The organism is Flectobacillus roseus, assembly GCF_030056595.1.
Taxonomy (GTDB): Bacteria; Bacteroidota; Bacteroidia; order Cytophagales; family Spirosomataceae; genus Flectobacillus; species Flectobacillus roseus.
The window spans coordinates 565,194-583,211 of record NZ_JASHIF010000002.1; the positions used below are offsets into that span (position 1 = coordinate 565,194).

The 18,018-nt window shown below is 37.9% G+C and carries 11 protein-coding genes; 4 read left to right on the forward strand and 7 right to left on the reverse strand.

Annotation, left to right across the window (positions count from 1 at the left end):
- Window positions 1-196 precede the first annotated feature (196 nt).
- Window positions 197-2,587 (reverse strand): hypothetical protein, encoded by a 2,391-nt coding sequence (locus tag QM524_RS02515; RefSeq protein WP_283343338.1) that lies wholly within the window; start codon window positions 2,585-2,587, stop codon window positions 197-199.
- Window positions 2,588-3,030: 443 nt separating this feature from the next.
- Between QM524_RS02515 and QM524_RS02520 the strand changes: the two genes are divergently transcribed.
- From QM524_RS02520 to QM524_RS02530, 3 genes are all read left to right on the forward strand, one after another.
- Window positions 3,031-3,852 (forward strand): SGNH/GDSL hydrolase family protein, encoded by an 822-nt coding sequence (locus QM524_RS02520; RefSeq protein ID WP_283343339.1) that lies wholly within the window; start codon window positions 3,031-3,033, stop codon window positions 3,850-3,852.
- Window positions 3,853-4,356: 504 nt separating this feature from the next.
- Window positions 4,357-4,482, forward strand: a complete 126-nt coding sequence (locus QM524_RS02525; RefSeq protein ID WP_283343340.1) for a hypothetical protein — start codon at window positions 4,357-4,359, stop codon at window positions 4,480-4,482.
- Window positions 4,483-4,688: 206 nt separating this feature from the next.
- Entirely contained in the window at window positions 4,689-8,600 is a 3,912-nt protein-coding gene (locus tag QM524_RS02530) for a M12 family metallo-peptidase (protein WP_283343341.1), read from the forward strand.
- Between the two features lie 660 nt (window positions 8,601-9,260).
- On the opposite strand, the gene QM524_RS02535 is transcribed toward QM524_RS02530, so the two are convergent.
- The 6 genes from QM524_RS02535 to QM524_RS02560 all read right to left on the reverse strand — a co-directional run bounded on the left by QM524_RS02535 (window position 9,261) and on the right by QM524_RS02560 (window position 15,569).
- Window positions 9,261-9,416 (reverse strand): hypothetical protein, encoded by a 156-nt coding sequence (locus tag QM524_RS02535; protein ID WP_283343342.1) that lies wholly within the window; start codon window positions 9,414-9,416, stop codon window positions 9,261-9,263.
- 103 nt (window positions 9,417-9,519) lie between these two features.
- The gene (locus QM524_RS02540) at window positions 9,520-10,839 is read right to left on the reverse strand and encodes a c-type cytochrome (RefSeq protein WP_283343343.1); all 1,320 of its coding nucleotides are present in this window, start codon (window positions 10,837-10,839) and stop codon (window positions 9,520-9,522) included.
- Between the two features lie 53 nt (window positions 10,840-10,892).
- The gene (locus QM524_RS02545; protein ID WP_283343344.1) at window positions 10,893-12,296 is read right to left on the reverse strand and encodes a cytochrome c; all 1,404 of its coding nucleotides are present in this window, start codon (window positions 12,294-12,296) and stop codon (window positions 10,893-10,895) included.
- Window positions 12,297-12,523: 227 nt separating this feature from the next.
- Window positions 12,524-12,964 (reverse strand): hypothetical protein, encoded by a 441-nt coding sequence (locus QM524_RS02550; RefSeq protein ID WP_283343345.1) that lies wholly within the window; start codon window positions 12,962-12,964, stop codon window positions 12,524-12,526.
- Window positions 12,965-13,088: 124 nt separating this feature from the next.
- Window positions 13,089-14,399, reverse strand: a complete 1,311-nt coding sequence (locus tag QM524_RS02555) for a BNR repeat-containing protein (RefSeq protein WP_283343346.1) — start codon at window positions 14,397-14,399, stop codon at window positions 13,089-13,091.
- Window positions 14,400-14,588: 189 nt separating this feature from the next.
- Window positions 14,589-15,569: a glycoside hydrolase family 43 protein gene (locus tag QM524_RS02560; RefSeq protein WP_283343347.1), complete on the reverse strand. Its 981-nt coding sequence runs from the start codon at window positions 15,567-15,569 to the stop codon at window positions 14,589-14,591.
- Between the two features lie 280 nt (window positions 15,570-15,849).
- Here QM524_RS02560 and QM524_RS02565 point away from each other — a divergent pair, with 280 nt between their 5' ends.
- Entirely contained in the window at window positions 15,850-17,856 is a 2,007-nt protein-coding gene (locus QM524_RS02565; RefSeq protein ID WP_283343348.1) for a carbohydrate-binding domain-containing protein, read from the forward strand.
- Window positions 17,857-18,018: the final 162 nt, after the last annotated feature.

The window sequence follows — 18,018 nt, forward strand, 5'->3', positions numbered from 1 at the left end:
CCATCTGCACAGTACCGCAGCTAATTAAATATACAAAACCTCATTGTTTATTCTGTTGCTTAGCGTTATTCGTCTGCCGAAACCGAAGCTGATTAGCGAACAAAAAGCTGAGAATATAATCGTCCCCCTCCATATTGCCAATGCAATTTTAGCGGCTGCGCTTCTGTTGGTCTAATCCATAAATATTTTTTTTGTCTTATTGTGATTCGATGGCTGTTGTTGAAGTCTCATGTTTTACAGTTTCCTTCTTTTTCTTTTTAGCTTTTTTTCTTGGAAAGTTTTTCCAAAATTTAAGGTAACTTGAGCTTTCTTCAAATTTAAATCTAAGTAGCTCTTGAGAATTTCCAATAGTTAATATAGGAACAATTACTTGTGGACTTCTTCTTCCTGGAAGTTTGCTGCCTGAAAATTCAAATGTCGGTTGAAGTGTAATATTTCTACCTTTATAATCTTCATATTCAAGTTTCACTCTATTGAATTTATCAGTCGTTGAATTTTTGAAAAGAAAAACATTTGGGTAAATACCGTTTACTTCAATCTTGCCAATTATATCTTCAACGCAATTACAAGCGTTGAGAATTTCTTCTTGTGAAGGGAAATCGTCCCGTTTATGTTGAGTTCTATTTCTAACGGAAAGAACATTGTTCTTTGTAAAACTCCTAGGAATTTCTGAAAGAAAATTGCTCAATAATTTGAAATTACTCGGTTTAATATCAAACAAGTAAATAGTACTTTCAAATGGAAAACTTATCAGCTCTGTCTTATGCCAGAAACTTGGCATATCTTCTTCCTTCCGTTTGTATTTTTCAGCACCTTCTGCTAATAATGATTCGGCAATTCCAAGCAACGCTGTGAATCCTTCGGTCAAGGGAAAGAGAGTGTTCTTGCCTCCCTTGTCAAAAAGCAATGGGTCGGTAGAGCCGATTTGATATTTATGCAATTTATCGCACATGAAATCTCTTGCCTCTTCAAAATTATATTTGAACTGTGTTTGAAGAAAATGGTCAGATAAAATTGTCCATGTCATAAATGACAATGTATGTTCTAAAATTTCTTCAAGTGCAATCCAAAAATTTACTGCAGCACTTCTTATTTTTTCTTTATCACTATCATTGAGAGTTCTGCAACTTCTTACAATATCCTTGAAGTTCTGCAACATCTCCCAAAATTTATGCAAATTTGTTGGATAGATATTTATGTCAAATCCAAGTTTCCATAAGATTTTGTCAATAAGGATTTCTTCTTCTCTTATGTTTGCAGGCGTTTTGAAATTACCGTATAGATATTTGAAGGTTTCCGAAAGTTGAGAAGGTCCTGCAAATACCGTTTCTCTTATAATTTTTCTCGGCTCCTCTTGTAAAGTATATGTCTCAAGCTTTTCTTTCAATGTCTCCTTTTCAATGTTTCTCAATTTCCATTCAAGCTGTTTTCTTAAAGCTGGCTCGGAATATATTTTGTCAAGCAAATTATTCATCTGCCTCAACCCTAAATTGGATTCGGATGATGTTGAGCGAATTCCAAGTTTATTAAACTCATGATGCACTTTATAAAAACCTCTTGCTACCCTCGATATCGGTCTTCTGATTTCGGTTGGTGGGATAAATATTGTTTGTTCATCAATTAACTTCTCTAGTGATTTAATATTTTGCTCATCTTTTACCAACAATAGAATTTGAAAGCAAACGTCCTTTTCAATTGAATTGACAATATTGTCTGATGACCCTTTTAATCTTTTATCATCTGGAAATTTTTCCCTTATGCTCTTGTCATCATCTATTATTTCTTTGAGTAGCGATTTAATTTCGCTATTACCTAAAGCATTTATCAATAAGTATGGGGATTCAATTAACCTATTACTGTCATAATAAAAATCTTCTTTTTCAATCAAATCAAAATAAAATCTTCCCCAATCAGAACTTGGCTCTAATCGTAGCAAGTCGTCAATTGTCTCAATTATGTTTGGTATTTTACTCTCGCCACTTGCTAAATGAACATCATGGAATGTAGGGCATGCTGGATCTGAACAATGCCAAAGTTTGATTGTTCTTTTAGGCGGAATGAATCTGCTAATGCTACTCTTTAAAAGTCCCAATGAGCCAACAATATAATTGCCCACTTGAAAAACGCCTTTTGGTGTTTTGTCAAGTAATTTAATTACTTCATCGTTTTTTAAAACCTCCTCCTGCTCTTCAAATTCTTCAAAGTATTTGTCGTAAAGAAGCCGTCCATAAACCCACGGATGAATAAGGGAGTTATCAAGAACTTGTTGATGCAATAATTGCTCAATTGCGACTATTTTAGTTTTAGAAACATCAACTATAAGCTCGTCGTGATAGAATTCCATTAGCAAAGCAAACTTCAAAAGATGTTCCTCTTCAGTTTTATGTTCACCTTCTTTCAGCTTTTTTAAAAGCTCTTCACCATATTCACTAAGGATAATTGCATCTCCAATTGAGGCAGGAACGGTATAGCCTTCTTTGATGATTGAGCTGTAGAAAAGTATTCGTAAGCTGAACAGGTCTTTAAAGTTGTTTAAAAATGTATTGTCAGTATATTTTTGTTTTAATTCGTCTTTCTTTAGTTTCATGTTGAAATATTATGTTATACCTGTTGGTAAAAGTTACATATTGCTAATATAGGGTTGCAGCCAATACATGTTAGGCGAAGTGCTTTTACCAAAGATTTGTCGTACTTATTTTTTGCATTTCGCATAACTCCTAAATATAAGAAAGTATTGTAGTACTTTCTTATATTTTTGTACTTTATAAGTTTTCTATTATTCTTGTCGTACTTTTTGCACTACAAATCCTTTCCTTATACTAAAGGACAAGTCAGCCTGCAATTTAATTAAATTTAACTCCCTCAAACTACCGAAAAATAAGAAATGGAAATTTTTAGGGTTATTTTTGGATTTTATTAACTAAAGTCAATATACCTTTTCCTCTTACAAGTCCTTGCGTTAATAGATATACGTCTGAAGTTTTTGGTTAGATAAATAAGACTTTTCGCTTTTAGACAAAAACGATCATTATGAAAAACAAATTCTTACCTCTCTTATTGCTCATTGTTATTTTAATGTCCTTTGCTCCCGAAAAACGTCAGTGGGTGGCTATTGGTGATTCTATTACTTATCTGAACGATCATCCCGAGCAGACAGGCAATCGCATTACAAAGGGATATATGACCCTTATTACTCAGGAACATCCTGAACTCAACTTTATCAATCAAGGTCATAATGGTTGGACGGCTGTCAAAATCGCGGAGAAAATAGAAACCTTGAACATCGTAAAAGCGGATGTTTACACCGTTTTTTTGGGTACCAACGACTGGTGGCAAGGGAAACCTCTTGGCTCGATACAAGACTACGAAAATAATACAGGTTTTAATACTTTCTTTGGGGCTTACCGAATTATTGTAGATTACTTGAAAAAACTAAATCCTGAGGCAAAAGTAGTCTTAATTACGCCTATGCAAAGGGTTGATTTTGTGTATATCGCTAATCCTAAAAATAATGCTTTTGGCTCATATCGTGCCAAGAATAACCAGCAGTTGGAGGCTTTTGCGGAGGCAGTTAAAGCTATTGCGAAAAAGGAGGGATACAAGTCTCTGGATTTGTATCATGAGAAAGAACTAGCTCATAAAACCCTAGTAAATTTCAAAAGACTCAAAGATCCTCAAACGGGGGAATACAAAAATTATCCATTCCCAGACTTTATCGATGTGCCTTTTAATCCTGAAAAAGACGAATATCCATATCCAGTCGAGTCTATTGCGATGACTTATGATGGCTTACATCCTTCAGACAAAGGCTACGAAATAATAGCCAAAAGACTTTGGAAATTGATGAAGTAAGGGTGTGTTTAAATTTTTTTTTGGCATTCGTAGATGAAACAAAATTTCCTTTCGCTACACCTTACTTTTCTTCGCTAGGCGTGCCCGTCTGGCACAAGAAAAGTAACCGCGCGGCGGCCGCAAAAGAAAGTCAAGAAATCCTAATCCGAGTGGCGACCCACCTCGCCTACGGCTCAAACAATAGGATTTCAGGAAAACAAATACATACTTTTAATTTCCAATGACTTATAAAATTTAAACATGCTCAAAACACTCAGTCGGTATTGCTAAAAATACCGACTTTTTTTATGTCCAAAAACTTGTTAAAAAAGCCAATTTAGCTAAATGAAGAATATTTTACAGAGACGAACTATTTTATTTTCCGAAATATGAGCGTTACGATTTAATTATTTTGTAGTTATCCAAGAATAATAGACCTATTTGGTTGATACTTGGATTTTTGGCATAAAAAATGCGGGATTTTTACTTAAGAAAATGGACGTAACGCAAACGGCTTTTTTCTAATTGAATACAACATTACAAGTATGGAAAATTTCTCCCCGCATAGGAAAATTTACCCAAATTGTATTGTCAACAGGAATCCAAACCTTTAGTCCGCCAAGTACAGGTTCTGGTCATGACTGGATATAAGCGCTAGAAATTTTCTGCAACAAAATTTCTATCTATATCTAAAATACCTCGATTTGCTTGGGACAAAGTTTGACTTTCCCATTCTACGCCCTTTTAAGTTAGTTTGACGAAATCTGGACATTCCAGCATCCGCCAATACTAGAATCACAATGCCATAACGCAATGGCATAGTCAGAATTAACTTAATCCGTCGAGGTAATACAATTATGAATAAACTACCGCTCATTGTTTATTTGCTATTGTTTGCGCCTTTCTTATTTGCACAACAAACTCAGGAGACTCCAACTTGTGGAGTAAATGACTCTCAAATGTCTGCTGATGCCCTAAGTAGAGTAAGAAATGCCCAAAAATTTATACTAGCTTCCAAAGCTTCCCGAACTACGCAAAGTGGTTCTTGGATTTGTCGCCTTGCGATAGAAATTGATTCCGAAACTTTTGAAAAGTTTGATTCGGACTCTGTCTATATCAAAAGGGAGGTGATAAATGCCATCTCGCAGATATCAAAGGTCTACGAAAAGGAGATGAATGTTCGGCTAGTTCCTACCGTGATCCATATCTGGAAAGACGCTCAAAAAGATCCGTATCGAGGCAATCGCAATATTTATGATTTGTTGGCGCTGTTTAATTCTACTTGGAACTACCAAAATGAATTTAGAGCCATCGCAAATCAGTTTGATAAGGCGCTGTTTATGACTTCCAAAAGCTTGCAGGGTGCTGCTGGTATTGCCTACTTGGGTGGCACCGAAGGCGTAGTGCCATGGGGACAGGCAGGTTTGGGTACAGTGGCGCATGAACTGGCGCATACTTTCGGGGTGCCTCACACGCAAAGTTGCGAATGGCCCGAAGGTCCGCTTGATTATTGTACTCCTTCAGAAGGTTCATGCTATGACGGCGCACTTAACACTACCGCTGGAACCATTATGAGTTACTGTGGTCCCAGACTTTCTACTTTTCATGAACTTTGTCGCTCGGTGATTCAGCAATATGCCAAGGATAACTTGCCCTCAGCAACTTCTAAGCCAGAAAGTCCGGTGTTATCAGCTAATTATAATTTTCAAAGCCATGCTGTAATCGACTGGAAACCTGTAGTTACTGCCGACTATTATATTGTTCAATCGGCAAATTCTGCGAATTTTTCGACAGTGCAAAAAACGGATACCGTCAACAAAAGTGTGTGGAGTTCCTCGCTTTTAAGAACAGGTCAAAATTACTTACGCATCAAAGCTTGCAACAGTATCGGATGCTCTGATTGGAGCAATGCCGTTTGGAATGTTCCGAACGATGCGACTTTACCCCCCTTTGCTCAATATCCTTTAACTTCAACGGCTAATTTATCGACCAATTTTACGCTCTCTTACACATCAGTGCCTAATGCTTCTGCCTACGAAGTGCAGGTAGCAGCACTTTCAGACGCAGATTTTAAAAACCCTATTTTTCAGACAAGTTCTTCAAGCACTTCGGTGTTGACCAAAATGAATTATTATGCCAATCAGCTCAAATGGCGTGTTCGTTCGGTGGTTGGCACTACCAAAAGTGCTTGGTCGGAGGTGCAATATGTAGTAGTTAGCAATCCAAATAATTACATTTCTACCAATTATTTGACAGAAAACTCTGCGCTGAAAGTATTAGAATATTCAGGTAACTACATTAATAATCAGTCTATTATAAAATTGACTGTTGCGAGTGATTCAAGTTTTAAAAAGATTTTATGTGTTAAAAATACTCAAAATATAGCAGCCAAATCTAGCTATACTTATTCGTTTTGGTTGGACTCACTCCAAAGTAACCAAACCTATTTTGTAAAGGTTGAGGAGATATATAATGAGCCAGAATATTTGTTGAATATCCCGAAAGGAGTGGTCTCAACGACCCAAACGAGTTTTGTGTACAAAGGCGTTTCTCAAGGAGCGCAGGTGGCATATTTTGGTAAAGATAAGAACCCTGATTTGGCGAATTCTATCAATGCAGTTGAGATGCGAGAAAACGAAATCGTGGCACAAAATGCGCGAGGAATTTTTACCATTCAAGTCAATAATCTTCAGGTCAAAACCTTTGATCATGCCAATACAACAGGTGCTATTGGGAATCAAAATTACGGTTTGTCACTTTCAGGAGGTGACCCAACCATCAAAACGATTCAATTGTTGGGAAAAAGACTTTTGCCAAGTAGTTCGTTGGTGTATGCGCTCAGAAAGTTAGATCCTGTTACGGGAAAAATGCTTTCTTCGGTAGAGTTGTCAAATCCCGACAATATTTCCCCATCGAAGTTCGACTATGCTAATCAGTTGTTTTATGGATATTCGGATGTGCAGGGTGCTTCGGTTTTTGGGAAAATTGAAAAAGATAGTTTAAAAACGCTTTTTACCTACAAAAGCACCGAGTCAAATGTCTATTTTCAAACACCAGTTTGGAATCAGAATACGATGTGGGTGGAGGTTTATAAATACAACTCGCAAAGTAGAGAGCTTTGGCAATATGATATGGCTACCAAGCAAGTAAAAACCTTTACGAAGTCAGATGTGCCACAACTTTCAAGTGCTATTAATCAGACTTTTATGGATAGTAAAGGTGTTTTGTGGCTATTACAAAATGGGAGAGTCCTCCGATATTCGGAAGGTGCTTGGGAAGTACAGAATTATGCTTCGTTTCTGAAACCAAACTATATCGCCGAAGATGCTCAAAACAATATTTATGTTTATGATAGTGGCAATATCTTTAAATATGCTGATCAAACATGGTCGAAAACAGGCAATATTGTTTTGAGTACCACAGGGCTAAGTAAGATGTTGGCGGATGTAAAAGGGAATATTTGGTTTCAATATCCTAATTTTTTGATAAGATATAATGCTTGTTCTGGTGCGCCAAACCAACCCAAATTAACCGCTCAAAGTCCTTCTATTGAATATGGTCAGCAAGTACAGCTAACCGCTCAAGGTTGTTCTCAGGTCACTTGGAGTTGGTCAAATAAGGTAGAAGGTTCTCAACAAAAAACGTCTAGTTCTGCTACTTTGATAGTAAATCCTACAGTGACGACGACGTATGCTGCTATTTGTGAAAATAGCGGTTGTTCGAGTTTGCCTTCAAATACAACCGTCAATGTAATACCTATTGTAAAATTCCAGTCATCAGGTATTCAGACGGTATGCGCAAGCGACTCGATTAAATTGGAAGCAAAGGTCTTTGGAGAAATTGCCAATTCAGAAAGTTTTGTGATGCAGGTAAAATTGGCAAATGGTGTTTCCCAAACCATTAAACCACTAAAACAGGAGTTAATCGGTACTCAAACGTATCGTATCACAGATTTATCTCCAAGATTTGGGACAGGTGTTTTTCAAGTAAGTTTACGAGGAATAACCACGGGTTTGTTGTCAAAAGATACCCTGATAGGGAAAATTGCTACTCTGCCAGCGGTATCTGCCATGGGTGATACCACCTGTGCAGGCGAACCCGCTCAGATAAGTGTTCGTGGCGGAAGTACTTACCAGTGGTCAGGACCAAACGGTTTTTCTTCTTCCAATAGCTCGATTGTATTTAGTAAATCCCAGACTGAAAATTCAGGGACTTATAGCATCAAAGTAACTGATGATAATGGCTGTACCAATACTGCCAAAACAGTTCTGTTGGTGAAACCTTCACCAAAAATTGAAGCGAATTTTAATGAAGATCTTGTCAATCATACCCTGACATTAACGGCTTCGGGCGGGGTAAATTATTTCTGGCAAGGTCCCAATCAATTTACCTCAACCAATGCAAACCCCATCATTGAGAATGTGACTGCCGCTTACAATGGCACATATACCGTTCGTGCGTGGGGGAGTAATAGCTGTACCAATTATGCTCAGCTAAAAGTTGCCTTAGCCATGCCTTTAGGTTTTGATGGAGAAATAAGTCAAAGTTTGTCTGCTTTTCCGAACCCAGCCAAAGATTTTGTTACCTTAAAAAGCACACTACAAGGAGAAGTAGAGGTGAAGCTGGTAGATATGCTAGGTAATGTTGTTTTCGAAAGTTCATTCAAGGAGTCAACCAAGGTCTCAACGGCCGACTTGACTCGAGGAGTATATCTGGTCTGGTTTCAATCCAGTAAAGACCGAATTTCTCAGAAATTGGTTTTAGAGTGAAATATTGAGTGAGTGGCGATGAGTGATTATCATTAATATGAAACTAGTAGAGACGCAATGATTGCGTCTAAGATAGGTAAGTGGGCAAAATAAAATTTAACTATTTGGCTTTCGGCTTTCAGCAATGGGCTTTTGGTAAAAATATTCCCCATGAATTCTAGGAAACTGTTTGGCTAAATGCATAAAGCTTAGAGCGTATTAATGCAAAATAAAGTTTAATAAATTAATGAGAAAACATTTTTTGAGCGCCGTAGGTGCGACAGAAAGCCAAAATCTTGAATTCTGTCGCACCTACGGCGCTCTTTTAACCGTTCAGGCGAATTATTCTCTACTACCAAACTGTCGCTCCTACGGAGCTGATGAAAAGATTGGATCCTGAAAAAAATCTAATAAGTAAGTATTAATACAGGATATCTTCAAGGGTTTTAGCATTAAAAAGGCGGTTGAAAAACTAATTTCGACCGCCTTTTTTGATACTATATTTCAAAGTAACACCTCATGGAGACGCAATCATTGCGTCTCTACGAGCGGAATGGAGATAAATAATCACTCAATGAGCTTTAAGAAGCTTTCAGTGCGACAATAAGGACAAAAATCATTGACACTAGTAGTATCAATAATAAAATCAATGCTCCGAATGACCTTTTCAGATGTTTTGAATTAGGCTTTTTCTTTTTCATGCGCAAAAGCCTTTAACTTTTTCGAAAGAATATGATCCATTTTTTCGAGAGAAGTAATATTAATTTGTATCTCAAACATGGTATATAAAATGGCTAGTGTTACCACCGCTATTCCTATAGATAATACGAGTATCATATGGGTAAAATGATTATGTGAAAAATGATTTTGAGTAAGTGTGCGGGCAAAACTTATCAGATATTTGCCCGCATTTTTAGGGAAATTTCTCTAAGGAAACAGACTACTTTTGTTCCAAAATGTATTTAGAAACATCGTTGATTTCCTGCTCACTTAATCCTAAAGCTGGCATTTGTGGATAATCAGGGCGTTTTTTGCCAGGCTTCAAAATCCAATCGTGTAATCCTTTGACATCGTTTTTATAAATACTGACCATTTCCTTGATTGGAGGACCTACTACTTTTACATCCACGGCATGACAAGCGCTACATTTTGCTTGGAAAATGGCTTCTCCAGCATTGTCAGAAGAGGGTTTTTCGGCAGGAGCATTTTTCATTTCTTCCGTCGCTTTTTTTACCTCTTTCTGATAAGCAATAGTTTTTGCCTCCACTAATTTTTGATGCGGTGCTAAAGCCGTTGCACGGTAAATATGGCGTCCTGAGCCCATGAACGTAATCGTCAAACCAAGTGTAAGGGCTACTTTCCAGAAATTGTTGGCAATATCTTCGGCTTTTCCAGTAATACCTTTCCAAATCCAATACATGGCAGGCAGAGCGAAGATGACGCCTGTCCCAATCGTGAAAATTAGATGCCAACTAAACCCTTTGGTCGGCAAGGTCAACAAGACCACAGGACCAATAATAAACTGTGCTGCCGAAGCGCCAAAGGTTAAAGAATAAGCCTTTTTACGAATCTCATAGCGAGTAAGTGTCGTAAAGTGACTTTCGAAATCATAGCTTTTTCGACCAAAATACCAGAAAATAAAGAGACCAGTAGTACCCAAAGAAGCCAACAAGAAGTGAAAATATCTTGGGAATACATTGGGTAATGTCAAGGCATGAGCAAAGCCTTCAATGGTATTCCATTTTTCTGGGAAAAGCATCAAATTGATATTTACCAAAAAGATAAGCGGAATAAAAAGAAAAATGGCTACTGATAATCCCATCATCGAGATATGCAGAGATTTATTATTTTCCAGAACCTTCCAGCTATACTTGTGCGCGTAAGTCAATAAGAATGCCACCGTTACCAATGGAATTACTGAAATCCAAAAGATACCTGTCAGCGCATTGGCTGAGTAAAAATAGACGGTATATAAAGTGTTGATACTCAATAATGGTGCTACGCCTAATACGACTGCCAAACTTTTGTTTACCGTGATAGTCTCGGCAATTTCATGTGCCAATGTATCATAATCCTTGTCTTTTAGACCTTTTATCTGACTCCAAAGCGTAAGAATACTGCCTCCGACCATCAGATTGACAAAGAGAATATGTAACAAAAACGAGAATACCAAAAGTACAATCAAGACTTCCTTTGGTAAAGGTAAATCCAAAGGCAAATCACGAGGAACTGGGGTTTGAAGCAAAATATGATTAAACATGATTGTTAAAAGCTAAGTGAATGAAAAATGAATAAGTTTTATGAATGAGCGAATTACCTCATCGACGTTGCCTGATTGTCGATAGGCGTCCCGTCTTCCTGAAGATGTTTGATATACTCGACCAAAGCGCCAAGCTCCGCCTCATTTCCAGGAAAAGGAGGCATAAAATATCTCGCATTCTCGATATGCTTGATATAGTTTTTCATCAAATCTCCATTCAATTTTTCACCTGCTTTCAAACTATACATGTTTACAAATTTGTCCACCACCGAGTTGATACCGTGTGTGGTATGACAACGGCTACATGAAATCATAAATACCTGTTCGCCCGCCACCAGTTTATTTTCATCCGTAACTTCTTTAACAGGTGAATAAGTAGCATGAGCTAATACACCGTCCCTTTTGAAAAGCGGGTACTCGTCTTTTCGCAAAGTATTAGAGTACATATAGTTACCTATCACATAAGGTTTGCGAATAAACTCACGAATACGTTCAAAAATCCCTGCGAAACCGAGCATTCCAATGACTGGTAGGATATAAACTGCTGTTGGTATTTTGAAATTTGGTTTGAAAAAGATTACTCCTGCGACCAATAGGACAGTGGTTAGAGCACCAAAAATGAATTTTACCAATAAATCATACCATGATTGAAAATCCATTGTCCCTACAGCTACCGGCAAGTTGCCAATCATCAGTTCTGGAATTTTGAAGTAATAGGCCAATGCACCTATCAGCATAAATGGTAGCGTTAGCAACATCCACTGTGCAATTTTTTTGGTAGATGCTTTTTGGAAATCTGAACCATTTTTAGTGAATAACTTTGTTAAAAATAATCCCAAAGCTCCTGCCATTAAAGCGGCAAGTGGTGTTCTAAATGATAGCTGTGGAATATAAATCGGATTAGTAAAACCAGCAATAAAGGTTTTATTTTCGACCCAGCTTCCAGTGTCCATCATAAACCCTAATATAGATACAATAATAGACATGGTAATCCATGAGAATATACTAAGTGCTACGCCCAATTTGATATGCTTGGCTTTGGCCTCAATACTCACTAATGAACGTTTCCAAGAAAGGTAATACAACAAAATCAAGACTACCTCAGTCACGAATACAATCCATTCTACAAACCATGCACCATAGAAAACCCTAATGAGTGAGCCAATAGAGGCAGGATTGACCAACGAAGAGGCAAACCAGATACCAACGCCTGTCATGGCACCAATGGTAGTGGTAATGATAAAAGCAACCGTCATGAGACGATATGCCAATTGATCCCATTCGTTGTTTACAATGGCGTTTTGTCCTCCTTTTTTAAAACCAAGATATTCTATCCAAGTCACCAATGGAATAAATCCAACGGCAAGACCATGATTGATTAATACGTGCAATACGGCGATAATGGCAATAAGTAGCCTGTCGCCCATGAAGTCTAAATGAAATATGGGAAAATCCATCTGTTTGTCTTTTTAATATGGAATAATTAGGCCACAAAAGGACGTACTTTTCTATTGCATCATGTTATCCATGATGTAATAGTTTTACAAGATTGCAAGCACAATCCTAAGAGTTAGCCAATAAATGTAGGAGGTTCCTAGCGTATATTTTTGAAAAAAAGAATACAACTATTCAACAAGCCATATTGATGGTTTGTGAAGCTGAAAGAAACCTGAAAGATAAAAAATTAGACAAAACACGGAGGATGGATAATCCGCTGGTGATGAAGGTGATGGTAGAGATTATTATAAGAAAAGTGGTTTTCGATAGATAAACATTGGTATTTAGGCTTGGGCAGGTCTATCCCAACTTTTTCTACAAAAAGATTAAAGGCAATGGTAATAGTAGAGGGTCTAGAAGATTTTTGCTCTGAGTTAGATTTTTCAGTGCTATAATCCAGTAGTAATTGAAGCTCTTGTTTCCAAGTTTGTTGAGTCTTAGCAATCGTACTTTCGGTATGAATTACCCCTTGATTAAATTCTTCATTGGCAGATAAGGAGAAAGCCAATAAATGAATTACCAACCCTTGGGCTGCCATAATACAGACAATCGCCACGAGCACTGCGTTACGAGCGTAACGAGCCTGTAGTGGGGTTATTTTGTCGATATTAATTCCCAAGTACTTCATAAAAATATTTTTGTTCTGCTACAAAATTACCAAAGAAAGGTAGGTAAACAAGGTGTTTTTTAGAGATTTTGTGGTAATAATCAAATCGGTTGCTTTCTTTCAGAGAAAACAACCGATTTTTATTTTACAACTTTAACTCAAATACCTGTACTAATTGCGGAGGTGTATTGGTTTTGCCCTCGCCGTCTGCTTGCTCTACGGGCTGAACAAATAAATGTAACTGTTGTTTATTCTTCCAAAGCTCAGTATCAAAAGACGGTTCCCACGAACCTACATACGTATCAGACAAATCTTTTACCTTCCATGTAGTATGGTTCAAATCTGTGTTTAATGCTACAGAAGCCTTACTTCCTCTTTCTTCATCTCTAAAAACGACCATCGCTGAAAGTTTTCCGTTGTTTGACCATGCTACCAATTGTGGACGGGCAATCGGAATTTTTTTGGTACCCATACCACTCAAACTAAATGCTTGTGTTCTGAATCCAAGCGATTGAGTATGCCATTTTCCATCAAAATGAATAAGATGATATTGTGGTACTTTACTTCCTTCTGGTCTGAAGTAAGTTGCGATGTAGGGATTACCCGCTTGGTCAGCGACCATTGAAGTCTGGTTGATGAGCTCACTATTTTGCGGGATTTTGCAGGCATATTCAGCATTAGAGGCATTGATAGGGAGTTGGTACTTTTCTCCTGAAGTCTTTTGCCAAGTTTTCCCGCCATCTTTCGAGCAAGCATAGGCCATATCATGATTACTGGCTACATCGGCACTTTCACGCCATACCCAAGAGATATGGATATTGCTTTTGGCATCGACAAAAGCCTGCCAATAAGCACTTCTTTTACCTTCGCCATCAATTAGATTTTCATGCACCATCGACCATTTGCTGGTGGCAATATCATAACTTTTGACCACTAAATTTCCTTTCCCAGAAGCGCCATTTCTGTAGAAGAAAAGCAGATTTCCGTTGGGCATTCGGTAAAATTCAGGATAGCTGACACTCTTTTCGGTTTCACCAGTCATTGAGGTTGGAGCGTCCAATTCTAAGGATAAAGGATTTTTACTTTTTGCATAGTGCAAAGGGTGATTATGATGGTCCCAAGCTATATGCAAATAGCCCTTGCCATCGACCATAATGCTTATACAGTTGTGAGCGTCTGATACATTTCCTTTTAGGTCGGTCGTTTTGAGTTCCCAATTTTTACTTGTTAATTTTCTTTTTCCCAAAACTACATTGCCTGTTTCGTTATAATAGGCAATGAATTGGTAGTCTTTGTAACTGACCAAAGAGTTTTTACGAAAAATAACTGCGTTAACCGAATTGTTGGCCCAAGCTTTTCCAACGGGAATTGTTTTTACTTTTTGAGCTTGTAAACTACCAACAATCAGAAAATTTGAAAGTAGTAAGCAGAAGAATGATTTTTTTAAAAATGACATTTTAACACGTTTTATATACATGATTTCAGTGAAAACTGGTTCTTCAGTAATAATGCAAAATAAAATTGCATTATTTGGCTTGAGGCTAAAAGCTTGATTATGATTCTTAGGAAACCATAGAAACATTTTGCCGAGCGCCCATAGCTGACAGCCGAAAGCTCAATAATTTAATTTTGCCCATAAACTATCTTACTTTATTTTCCATTCATTTTGCCACAGAACAAGAGGAATCCCATTTTCAAAAGAAATAGGAAGCCATAAATAGCGACTGTCTTTCAAGTCTTTGGGTTTCCAACGGTCTGCCATAAAGATATACTGATTTTTCTTTGAATCCACTGTCAAAATATAAGTTGATTGCCCATCAAATGTTTTTTCGGCCATTGGACCACGCATCGGGTCGCCTTCTAATTTCCATGGACCAAAAATAGAGTTTGCCGAATGGAGGGTAGCCGCATTGGGATCCCAACCCGTGCATCCGCTGGTGATAAGAAAATATTTACCATCTTTTTTGAAAATCGCAGGGGCTTCACGGTGCTTGCTAAACAACAAGGTATCTTCTTTGGTCACGTCCAAGTAATCAGCCGTCAGCTTTACGACTCTTAAATCATAATTTTCACGAGAAGAGTAAATATGATACGCCGAGCCATCATCGTCGACAAATAGTGTCATATCTCTCGACATATTGCCGTTGGGTCTAAAGCTTTTTAGATATGTAAATGGACCCAAAGGATTATCGCTCACCGCGATACCTGCGCGAGCTGCTTTGTATCCCTGTCGGGGCAATTCCAAGTGAAACCACATCACATACTTTTTCGTCTTTTCATTAAAAATTACTTTGGGTCTTTCCATCAAGCCACCTACGGCGATCTCACTGGTCGAATCTTTGGATTTGGATAAAGCGACTCCCTTATTTTCCCAATGAACCAAGTCTTTAGAGCTATAAACTGACACACCTTCTGAGGCTGATTTTCCACGAATTTCGCCGTACCAGTAGTAGTTTTTTCCACGTTTCAAGAGCCCGCCACCATGCGCATTGATTACTTCCTGATTGGTGTCTTGCCAAATAGCGCCAGGCTTAACAGTAAGGTCTATGTTTTTTTGTTGAACACTTTTACACGAATGCAAACCAACTACTACAAGTGCCCCAACTAAATAAATCGTTTTTTTCATATTTATTAAAGGTTTTACAATAACAAAAGTAAAAAGTACAATTTCTAGAGACAGGGGAGAGATTCGCCAATTATGGGGGGAAATTGAAATAATTAGGGGTTTAGTCGACAAAAAATGCCTTTGCTTAGACTGATTCTAAAAAAACGCAAAAATGAAGTAACGTTCAGTTAAAAAAAAGGGTCTCTGAGGTTGTAGAGGTTTTTATTTTTAAAAATCGGTCTGAAAATTATCAAATCTAAACAAATCACTGTCCGAAACGAAACACCAATACGAGGAGATTATGAATAACAAACACTTAAAAATTGCAGTAAGACTATTTTCTGCCTTATTTCTTAGCCTTTCATTGGTAGCTTGTAATACTACTGACGATGTTACAGATGCTACCGTCGATGTAGCAGACATCACTACCAATACCAAGGATACTACCATCGCCAATGCGGTTCTGATTGATTACGATGGTACTACACCAACTATTACTAACAATATTTCGAGTGGGGTAGCGGTCACGGTAACAAATGGTGATGTAGTAGTAAAGTCAACAAATAATAGTACTCCCATTAGCTATGTGATTTCTGGGCAAAGTACAAATGCGAGTTTAAAGATTTACAGCGATGCCGACTTTAATTTGGTTCTCAATGGTACAAGTTTGGTCAATACCGATGGCCCAGCTATCAATATTCAGTCTAGTAAAAAAGCCATAGTTACCTTGGTTGGAGGTACTGTAAACCGCCTGATTGATGGCGCTAATTATGCAACAAGTACCGAAGATCAAAAGGGAACATTTTTTAGTGAAGGAACATTAGATTTTACTGGTGCAGGTAGTCTTTTGATTTATGCCAGTAACAAACATGCCATAGTTAGTGACGACAATATCAATATGCTAGGTGGAACAATTTCTGTTACACAAGCGGCAGCGGATGCGATTCATGCTTATCATAATTTCCAAATGTCAGGAGGGAATATTACTCTTGTAGCTACTGAAAGTGGCGTTGAATCCGAAGCTGGATTTGTTTCTATTTCGGGAGGCGCAATGGGTATCACCGCTAGTAGCGACGGGATTACCACGAGTTATACAGGAACAGATACAACAATACTTCCATACGTTCAAATCACAGGAGGAACACTTACGATCAATGCCTCTGGCGAAAAGGTAAAAGCTATCAATAGTAATAGCTATCTAAGTCTCAATTCATCCGACGCAACGGTCGCTTTGTATACTTCTGGAAATGGTTGTAAAGGTATAAAAACCAGTGGCGACGTGAAGCTAACAGCTGGTAAACTTACTATTTTGACAGGTGGGGCATCTTATTACAATACTACAGATAAGGCTACTGTTCCGTCTTCGGGTATTAGTTGTGGAGGCAACTTGGCCATTCAGGATGGAACAATTTCAATTAGCAATACAGGAGTAGGTGGTAAAGGAATTATCGTTGATGGTGTGTCGACCGTTACAGGAGGAACAATTACTCTTACAACTTCTGGAGCTACCTACACGTACAGCACGACCGAGACCTCAGAAGCTAGTACATTTGTTGGGACGGGTTCTATCGCCATCAATGGGGGGTATTTAACCATTTCTTCTACCAATGATGCCATTAAATCTGGAGCTTCGATTACTGTAAATGGTGGTTCTGTTTATGTTACCACTTCTATTGATGGTCTTTCTGCGCCAAAAATAACTATTAATGCTGGATACATTTCGGTAATTTCTTCAGACGACAGTATCTATACAAGTACGACAACCGACGGTACAACCAATGACGGTAGTTTGTTAACCATTACTGGCGGAACAGTCATTGTTAGTTCATCGGGAGGAGAATGTATTGATAGTAATGGTAGCATCGCTCAATCAGGCGGTACGGTTATCGTGCATGGTACAACTTTGTCTACGACGGTTGCTTTTGATTACAATGGTACTTTTAATATTACAGGTGGGGTGTTTATTGCAGGTGGACCTAATAATACTTCGGTAGCCAAAGCAACATCTGCTGGTTCGACACAACCAACTGTATTTTTGAAATTTACAGTCGGTTACGCTGGTGGAAATCCATTTTCGTTAATTGATGCAGCTGGCAACCCATTGTTTACTTTTATTCCAACTCGTGCGGCCTACTATTTTGTGTATTCTTCTCCAACCCTCAAAAATGGGACAACTTATAATGTTTTCTCTGGGGGTGAAAATGGAGGTACTAATATTGGAGGCTTTTACAACGGGGGAACTTTCAATGGAGGAATTTCGAGAGGTTCGGTGACCATTTCTGGACAACTGACTACAGCTAGTTTGTAAGGGTTGTAAGAACTAAATTGAGTGAATTGTGATTGAAAGAATGAGTGATTTTTTAATATGAATTTTACTTGTAGAGATGTAATGCTTTTCATCTAAATATGTGTCATCCAGTATATTAAAATCAATAAATGCGGTCGAAATTAGTTTTTCGACCGCATTTAT

What these genes read in the sequence shown, in the direction of transcription:
- QM524_RS02565 (WP_283343348.1), top strand. Translation starts at nt 15,850, where the DNA reads ATGAATAACAAACACTTAAAAATTGCAGTAAGACTATTTTCTGCCTTA.
- QM524_RS02520 (WP_283343339.1), top strand. Translation starts at nt 3,031, where the DNA reads ATGAAAAACAAATTCTTACCTCTCTTATTGCTCATTGTTATTTTAATG.
- QM524_RS02560 (WP_283343347.1), bottom strand. Translation starts at nt 15,569, where the DNA reads ATGAAAAAAACGATTTATTTAGTTGGGGCACTTGTAGTAGTTGGTTTG.
- QM524_RS02515 (WP_283343338.1), bottom strand. Translation starts at nt 2,587, where the DNA reads ATGAAACTAAAGAAAGACGAATTAAAACAAAAATATACTGACAATACA.
- QM524_RS02555 (WP_283343346.1), bottom strand. Translation starts at nt 14,399, where the DNA reads ATGTCATTTTTAAAAAAATCATTCTTCTGCTTACTACTTTCAAATTTT.
- QM524_RS02550 (WP_283343345.1), bottom strand. Translation starts at nt 12,964, where the DNA reads ATGAAGTACTTGGGAATTAATATCGACAAAATAACCCCACTACAGGCT.
- QM524_RS02540 (WP_283343343.1), bottom strand. Translation starts at nt 10,839, where the DNA reads ATGTTTAATCATATTTTGCTTCAAACCCCAGTTCCTCGTGATTTGCCT.
- QM524_RS02535 (WP_283343342.1), bottom strand. Translation starts at nt 9,416, where the DNA reads ATGATACTCGTATTATCTATAGGAATAGCGGTGGTAACACTAGCCATT.
- QM524_RS02545 (WP_283343344.1), bottom strand. Translation starts at nt 12,296, where the DNA reads ATGGATTTTCCCATATTTCATTTAGACTTCATGGGCGACAGGCTACTT.
- QM524_RS02530 (WP_283343341.1), top strand. Translation starts at nt 4,689, where the DNA reads ATGAATAAACTACCGCTCATTGTTTATTTGCTATTGTTTGCGCCTTTC.